This window comes from Novosphingobium sp. (assembly GCF_036733805.1).
Taxonomy (GTDB): domain Bacteria; phylum Pseudomonadota; class Alphaproteobacteria; order Sphingomonadales; family Sphingomonadaceae; genus Novosphingobium.
Window position 1 is genome coordinate 21,340 of record NZ_DAIMZT010000037.1, and the last position, 8,518, is coordinate 29,857.

Sequence of the window (8,518 nt, forward strand, 5' to 3'; positions counted from 1 at the left end):
TCAGAAATACCGCCGATCGATCCGGACCGTGTCGCCGGGAAGAACGGCAGCGCCGCTTGTCAGCTTGTAAGCAGCTTCCGCTGCTTCATTGACATGGCGGATGAAGACCACCTTTTCATTGGCGCGATAAGTGAAGCCGCCCGCCAGAGCCACCAGTGCGTGCACGGACATCTGCCCGCTATAGGTATATTCCCCTGGTTTCTGCACTTCGCCCAAAATGTAGATCGGACGATAGCTGACGATGTCCAGGTTGATCCGCGCATTGCGAACATATCGTTGCCCCAGCGTGACCGTCAGCTCATCCCGAAGCTGAGCCACCGTCTTGCCACTCGCCTTGATCTCGCCCACCAAGGGCAGGCCGATCGTCCCCTGATCGTTGACGACATATTCGCCGGAAAGACTGTCCTCGCGGAAAACCTCCAGCTTGAGCTTGTCACCGGGTGAAAGCCGGTATTCGACGCCACTGGCGCTCGGCAAGGTGGTGGTGGCGGTGGTCGCGCATCCCATCAGCATCGCGCAGCCGGCAAGAGCAAGTGTACGAAACGACATTTCAATCTCTTTCATCAGGAACTCATGCGACCCGCCGCGACAACCGGCCGGAATGATGGTCCAGCGCCTGAAGAATACCGGCATCGAACGCTTCGGGCGCAAATCGCGAAGCATTAGCCACGGCGTCTTCCGGCCGGAAACGCGGCAGCCATCCCTCGAAACGCTCCAGCGCGTCGCACAAAGCGTCGACCGTCTGTTCGCGGAAGAACAGCCCGGTCTTGCCGTCGATGATGGAATCGGTCACGCCGCCATGGCCGTAGGCGATCACTGGCCGGCCGCTGGCGTTGGCCTCCACCGGCACGATGCCGAAATCCTCCTCCGGCGTGAATACAAGCGCCTTGGCCGTAGCATAAGCTTGCTTCAATTCGTCAAAGCTCAACCGGCGGCGCACCTCCACATTGGGTCCGGCATGGGTCGAGATGTGTTTGAACATCTCTCCATCACCCACCATCAGCGCCGGCACACCCATGCGGTTGAACGCTTCCAGGGCGATGTCGGCCCGCTTGTACGGCGTCATCTGGCTGACCCACAAATAGCGATTCGTCACTTCTTCGCTGGGCCGAAACTCCTCGACCGCAACGGGAGGATGGACCACGCGCGCGTCGCGCCCCCAGACCTTGCCGATGCGCCGGGCAATGAAGCTGCTATTGGCGACGATCCCGTCAACGCGGCTGGCGGAGCTGACGTCCCACTGCCGCAGGCGATGGAACATAGTGGGCATCATGATGCGACTGAAGCCGCCAGCGGAAGCCTTGTAGTCGGGATAATGATCCCACAAGTACCGCATAGGTGAATGACAATAACATAAGTGGAGGGAGTCCGGGCTGGTGATGATCCCCTTGGCCGGGCCCGATTCACTACTGATAACCAAGTCGTATCCTCGAAAGTCCAGCTCCTCGAGCGCCATCGGCATCAGCGGGAGGTACTTCTGGTAATACTTGCGAGCGCCGGGCAGGCGGCCAATGAAAGTTTCACGCACATTAGCCGCGCGGATCTTGGCCGATACCTTTTCGGGATCGTATACGTGCGTGAACACATCCGCTCCGGGAAACATATCCAGCAACCGCTCCAGCACGCGCTCCCCGCCGCGCATGGAAACCAGCCAGTAATGAACGAGCGCAACCCGGCCGGGCGCAGTGAAGCTCTTGCCGATCATCCGTAGTACCCCCTGTATTTTTCGTAGAAGCTCGCCGCGTCATTGCCGCCGAAACGAACCTGTTTTTTCATGTCGACCTGATTGAGAACCACGCCCAGGTCCTTGATGATGCGCATCGGCAATTGCCGCAGCGCCGCCCTCACCACCCTGTCTATGGTCTTGCGCCAGTGGATCACCAGCACCACCTTGTCGGCCAGTGAAACGATCTCGCGCGATTCGGCGATCGGCAGAATCGGCGGGCAATCGAGGATCACCACATCGAAGTCATTGCGCAGGTGACCGATCACGCGATGCAGGCGGCCCCGCTCGGTCAAACGTTCGCCCTTGCCAAAAGGCCGAGTGATCGGGATTATGCATAGGCTGGAGCCTTGCTCTTCATAGCGGGGGGCCAGCCCGGTTTCGGACTGGAGGGCCTCGTGCAGGCCAGGCTCGCCGCTGGTAAAACCGAATTGCCTGCTCAGATGGCCACGCACGACATCGCAATCGATCACCGCCACGCGCTCTCCCGCCATGGCGAGCGCGCGACCCATGCAAGCAGCGATCGTCGACTTGCCCTCACCCGGAACGGCCGAGGTGACGGCCACGACCTTGCCCTGCGCCGAAGTCGATTGGCGGATCGAGACGATCACATTGCGCAGCGCTTCGGCGAACGCGCCATCGGGATAATCAAGCACGGTATCAAGCGGGGACGCCGCGTGCGGCTCGACCGTACGAAAGGCCGGTATGAAGCCCAAGGCGCGAATGCCCAGGCGGCTCTCCACATCGTCCAACGTCGTCAAGCCGCGATAGGAAAGCTCAGAAACGATCGCCAGCGTCCCGCCAAGCAGCACACCCACCACGACGCCCAGCGCCACATTAAGCAGGAGGTTAGGCGATACCGGCAAGATCGAAGCTTCGGCAGCGGAAATGAGGCGTGCACTCGGCTGTTCAGATCCGCTTCCCGCGACAACTTCATTGTAGCGCTGAAGATAGGATTGATAGAGCGTTTGGGCCGCATCCGCCCGCTTTTCCAGATCCGCCAGAGCCACCAGCGCGCCGTTGTCCGTGCTGAGTTGAGCCCGAGTGCCGCTACGACTGGCCAGGAGGGAAGAAAGACGTTGCGCCGAAGCCTGGGCCCGCGTTTCCAGTCCTCTCAGCGAACGGTTGACTTCGCCAGCAATCTGCCGGTCAAGATCAGCCATCTGCCGACGGGTGGTAACGAGATCGGGATTATCATCGAAGTAACGCTGCGAAAGATCGCGCTCCTTGACCACGAGTTGCGCCCGCTGCCCGCGTAATGTGGAAACCACCTGGGATGATGCCGCCTCACCCACGTTGTCCGCGCCGCCGGCATGCAATTGCCCACGTGCGCTGGCCAGCGCCGCCGCGTCCTGCGCCGCTTCGGCGCGCGCCGCCGCGATCTGCTGGTTGTAAGTCGAAATCTCCTGTTCGGTCAGGCTGGTCGTCGCCGAGCTGAGCAGGCCCGTGTGGACGCGGTATCCCTGCACTGCGGCAAAGGCCCGATTGGCGGCCTGACGCAGTTCGTCAACGCGGGTCTGCAGCACTTTCGCTGCCGTGGCATTGGCCCGCGACCGCTCTCGCGCATCGTCCGTGGTGAACAATCGCGCGTAAGTATTCGCGATCAGCGCCGCGCGTTGAGCGTCGTAATCATCGAACGCGATATGCAGATTGAAGGAATTGCCGACCCGCGTCACGTCCAGGTGCGCGATCAGGTAAGTAATGGCCTTCTCGCGCAGTTCCCGCTCACTGCCGATGTCCGCCGCCCCACCGGCGCGGTCTATACCAAGCGATGAGAGCATGTTGTCCAGCGTGCTGCGCGGTTTGGCCGCATCAATGCGAAACGTGGCGTCCTTGAGCAGCGCCGCGCTGTCCAGCACTTGCGCGGTCATCTCGCGGGATCGGATCAACTGAATCTGGGTTTCAACGTCTTCCGTCCGGGTAGTGACACCGGGCTCCTGCTCCGCGTCACCGGGCACCACCTCCGTGGGCTTGGTAATCATCACGACATCAGCGCTTGAACGGTAGATCCTGGGCAGAGCCGAGGTCCAGATCAGCGTAAGCACCAGACAGATGGCGAGCGTAAGCAACAGCACCTCCCGACGACGGCGCAGCATCGCCAGCAGAAGACGTGCGGTGATCTGGTCGTCGGAAGCCTGCCATGACGCTCCGGCGGCAATGACCGGCGACGCAGTCCTTGGCGGTTCATAAATGGCTGGAAGATTCACGTGCAGCTTCTCCCCGAAGGCGTGGATCAAGACGTGGCGGTAAGGCCGAAGCCAGCGCTGAACGAGGCAAACCGGTTGACGAGCGGCGGCCCGCTCACGTCCTGTCGCAGGAAGCCGGCATAGCCGCCAAAGGACAGGACCGGCGTGAGACGATATTGCGCCTGCAGGCGCGCCGATTTGCGCCAGGTCCGGGTGCCCACTTCACCGTAATCGCCGCGCTCCAGACGCGCGGAGGCAGCAAGCCGGAGGTTGGGCAGCGGATCATGATAAGCGCTGAGGACGAAGGCGTCCGTCAATATTCCCCCCACGCGCCGATCGCCGCTGTTGCGAAACGCGCGGCTGGCCTCGGCCCGCAGAGTCATCAGAGGCGAAACGTACCATTGCAGGTCAGCCCGGAAAGTCAGCCCGTGGAAATCGCGATAGGTCGGCTCAGCATAATCGCGCGACTGATATCCTAAGGCGACTTCGCCCGAAACGAGCCGCGAAAGCTCTCCATTCAATCCCGCGTAGACGGAGCGCGTGCGGGAATCCCGCCGCAAAGGCCCCCGCGTCGAAGTGGACTTGATATTTTCATGCCCCCCTCCGATGAAAGCCGATACTAGGCCGGAAAAGTCATAATCGAGCCGGATGTCACCGGCTATCGATTGGGTGTCACGGAACGATTGATCCGCCTTTCCTCCGCCAAGCAATGCCACCGCGCCATAACGAAGGCTTTGGTAACGCAAGCCCGGCGAAAGGCGGAACTTGCCGATGTTGAAACCGATGCTTGTCTCCGCCAAGAGACGGCCGTAACTGACCGGCTCCGCCGCATCTGGCACTGAACCGGCGCTACTGCGCGGCTCAATCAAGTGAGCAAAGCCCGCCGATGTCTTGACTGTCTGCCGTTCCCCCAGATCGAGCCGCGCACCCGCCTCAAGCGCAAATTCCTCGCTGTTCTCTGTCCGATAGCGAGAGAAGCGCCGGAAAGTGCCTGACGTGGAAAGGTTAAGCGCATGACGCGGCATATCCGCCTGCAAGGACAGTGACGGTATGACGGTCACGACAGCCGCCGCCGCCCCCTCCGGCCCGTTGAACACATTGCTTTCGTAACCGCCGACGACTGAAATGCCGGGCTGAGCGAAAACCGGCCCGATCAGGACCGGATGCGGCCGGAATGCCGGCTCGATCCGCGCGCCGGCAACGTCCTGGCGATAAAGATGCGGATCGATCACGATCGATGTGCCGGCCCCGATCGACTGCGCCAAAGCCAGGGTGGGCGCCACGGCGGCTCCGGATGACAGCGCCAGTCTGGCAACTATCCGTTTCATCGATCACTTATCCTTCAATCGCGAATAAAGCCCTCCGCGTTTCTTGATCGAAACGCAGGCTTATCTCTAAAACGATGCCGAAAATCCCCGAATGCCAGAAAATTATTCGCAGCATTCGCCTATTCCAACCGCAGAAAGAGGTATCTTATCTATTCCCGCAGCGCGCGTTTGAATTGATCCGAAAGGGGGCGAACAATGTATTGCAGGATTGTTCTCTCCTGCGTCTGTATGAACACTTCTACCGGCATCCCCACCGAAAGTCGCACTTTGCCGAGCTTTCGCAATTCCTCATCCGGAATGGATACAGTGGCAGAATAGTATGAAGCGTTGGTAGTTCGATCGACTGAGCGATCGGCAGCGACCTGCGTGACCGTACCGGAAAGCTCCGGCGTGGTGCGCATGTTCAGCGAGGTAAACCGCAAGTGCGCCTTCTGGCCAACGGCAACGCTGTCTATGTCCGTCAATCGCACCTGCGCCCTTACGACGAGCCGGTCGGTATCAGGAACGATCTCCATCAGCGTTTCACCCGCCGGGACCACGCCTCCAACGGTACGAACCTGCAGCTTGTCCACGATACCGTCCCGCGGGGCGCGGATTACAGTGCGGTCGTTCTGGTCGCTCGCCGCCACATCCTGCTTGCGGGAGTCTGATATGGCTGATTCGACCTGCGCAAGCTCCAGAGCCGCCTCGCTGCGGGCAGCACTGGTCACCGCAGCCATCTGCACCTGCAGTTCGCCGATGCGCGCCTGCGCTTCCGCCACGCCTGAACGCGCGGCCGCCTTCTGCGCCTGCACGCCCACCGCAGCGCGTTCCAGCGCGTTAAGCCGATCGAGCGTGGTCAAGCGCCCCTCGTAAAGCTGGCGGGTCTGCGTCAGTTCGCCGCGCACCAGCTCCTCCTGTCGTGCATAGGCATTGGCCTGGCTGGCAAAGGACGCGACCTCCGCTCGGCTCTGAGCGATTTGCGCCTGAAGCTGATTGATCCGATCCGCCCTGGCCCGCTGCGCGAGCGCTAAGCTGCGACGCTCATCGTCCATCACGGCGGCCACCGCGGGGACACCGGCCTTGCCAGAAAGCTCCTGAGGAAATGCAATATCGCCCGCGCCGTTCTGGATCGCACGCAGCCGGGCCGCTTTAGCGATCAGTTGATCGAGACCGAGACCGGTGTACTGCGCAACTGCCCCCGAAACCTTGCTGTCAAGCCGGAGAAGCACTTGCCCCTTCCGCACATGATCGCCGTCCCGCACAAGAATATCCGCGGCAACACCGCCGAGAGGATGTGATATCTCCTTCACGTGCGTCTCCACGGTCACTTCGCCCGGCGCGATTACCGCCCCCGCCATCGGCAGAAACGTGATGAGGCCGCCTATGCCGAAAATCAGCGCCGCCACACCGCCAAGGCCCAGTCGAATTAGCCGTGACAGGGCCTGCTCGGCCTGCAAGCCGAACTCGCTCTGGGCGGCCGGGGCCAGAGCGCGCGCGTTGCTCTCGACCAGCTGCATCCCCCGGTTCATCACCGCGCCTCCACCGTGTTTTCGACGCCGGCGCCCCGTTCAGCCATGCGCTTGGCATCGGGATGGACGATCGTTGCCGGTGGCTTCATCCGCGCCTCGAAATCCTGACGTGTTTCCAGGCGATCCATGCGGCCGTTGCTCATCACCATGATATGGCTGACATGCGCCACCACACTTGGCCGATGCGCGATCACCAACACGATCCCGCCGCGCTCACGCACGCGCTTGATTGCAAGGCCCAGCGCGATCTCTCCCTCATAGTCGAGATTGCTGTTGGGTTCATCCAACACAACCATGAACGGGTCGCCATAAAGCGCGCGGGCGAGTGCGATACGCTGTCGCTGTCCTGCGGAAAGTCCCCCACCGCCGGGTCCGATGAGATAATCGTAGCCCCCGTCCAGCTGGACGATAAGATCATGGCAATCCGCTGCCTTGGCTGCGCTGAGGATCGCATCGCGATCCGCGTCGGGATGGAAGCGCGCGATGTTTTGAGCAATCGTGCCTTCGAACAGTTCGATCGATTGCGGGACATAGCCGATGATCCGGGCGATCTGGTCGGGCGACCATTGGTCCAGCGTCGCCCCGTCCAATCTCACCGATCCGCGCAAGGCCGGCCAGACGCCGCAGACCACGCGAGCAAGCGTGGTCTTGCCCGAGCCGCTGCGCCCCACCACCGCCAGCGCCTCCCCAGCAGTAAGCGTCAAGCTTACGTCAGCGAGCGTAATGGCTCGAGTACCTGGCGGGGCGGCGGTAACCGCTGAAACGGTCAAGGTCGACTTCGGCGGCTCCAGCCCCATCGGCTCCACTTCATAGGGGACCGCATCCAGAAGACCACGCAGTCGCTCCAGCGCTTGGCGGCCGGAAATCATGCCTTTCCAATTGGCAATCACTTGCTCTACCGGCGCCAGCGCGCGGGAAGACAGGATCGAGCTGGCGATGATGATGCCGCCGGTCGCGCTGCCCCGAATGACGAGAAAGGCCCCCATCGCCAGCGTGGCCGACTGCAGCAGCATGCGAAACGCCTTGGTCGATCCCGACATCGTGCTGGAAATGTAGGAAAAGCGGTCATTCGCCCGCAAGTAATCAGCCTCGACCGCATGCCATTCACCGCGCCGTGCCCCGGCCATTCCCAATGCCTTGAGCGTTTCGGCATTACGCAGCGTCGCATCGGCCAGGCTCTGTCGTCGCGCGCCGGTGCGCATCGTTTCCAGTGCAAGCGGAGCAGTCATCCGGCTGTTCAGCACCATCAGCGTGACAAGAACGAGCACCCCGAACAGCGCCAGCAGCCCCAAGGCCCAATGGAACACGCCAAGGATCAGGAGGTAGATCGCGATCCAGGGCAGATCCAGAACCGCAAGCGGCCCCGGACCGGAAAGGCAGGAACGCACGGACTCAACGTCGCGCACGATCTGAGTGCCGTTCGGCATCGCGCCGCGACCGAGTTCGTAGCGTGAGACCACATCGAGCACTCGGTCACTGATCGCGCGCATGAAAAGCGATCCGACATGGACCATGATCCGCCCCCGGATGACGTCCAGCGCCGCCTGGAAACCATAGGCCACGGTCACCATCGCCAGCAGGCTGACCAGCGAGGGCACGCTGCGGCTGGGCAGCACGTCGTCGTACGTCAGCAGCATGAAGAACGAGCCGGAAAGCAGCAACACGTTGTAAACGCTGCTGATTACGATCACCGGCAGCAGCACGCGCCCGATCGGGCTGAGCGCAACCCTCAATTCGGCCGAAAGCCGTGCAGCGAAGATCATCGGCGGT

The 8,518-nt window shown here is 61.9% G+C and carries 6 protein-coding genes; all 6 read right to left on the minus strand.

Going from position 1 to position 8,518, the window contains the following annotated elements; translation table 11 throughout:
• Positions 1-549 carry a polysaccharide biosynthesis/export family protein gene (locus tag V7D69_RS10150; RefSeq protein WP_324061724.1) on the minus strand — a complete coding sequence of 183 codons (549 nt, stop codon included), beginning with the start codon at positions 547-549 and terminating at the stop codon, positions 1-3.
• Between the two features lie 22 nt (positions 550-571).
• Positions 572-1,705 carry a glycosyltransferase gene (locus V7D69_RS10155; RefSeq protein ID WP_324061722.1) on the minus strand — a complete coding sequence of 378 codons (1,134 nt, stop codon included), beginning with the start codon at positions 1,703-1,705 and terminating at the stop codon, positions 572-574.
• Positions 1,702-3,930 (minus strand): GumC family protein, encoded by a 2,229-nt coding sequence (locus tag V7D69_RS10160; RefSeq protein WP_333605737.1) that lies wholly within the window; start codon positions 3,928-3,930, stop codon positions 1,702-1,704. Before V7D69_RS10160 ends, V7D69_RS10155 begins: the two co-directional genes overlap by 4 nt.
• Before the next feature lie 26 nt (positions 3,931-3,956).
• Positions 3,957-5,237: an outer membrane beta-barrel protein gene (locus V7D69_RS10165; protein ID WP_333605738.1), complete on the minus strand. Its 1,281-nt coding sequence runs from the start codon at positions 5,235-5,237 to the stop codon at positions 3,957-3,959.
• A gap of 149 nt (positions 5,238-5,386) precedes the next feature.
• Complete coding sequence (locus tag V7D69_RS10170; protein WP_333605739.1) at positions 5,387-6,748, minus strand: HlyD family type I secretion periplasmic adaptor subunit; 1,362 nt, start codon at positions 6,746-6,748, stop codon at positions 5,387-5,389.
• Positions 6,748-8,518 (minus strand): type I secretion system permease/ATPase (locus V7D69_RS10175; protein WP_333605740.1); only part of this gene is annotated, 1,771 nt, incomplete at its 5' end. The genes V7D69_RS10170 and V7D69_RS10175, both read right to left, overlap by 1 nt.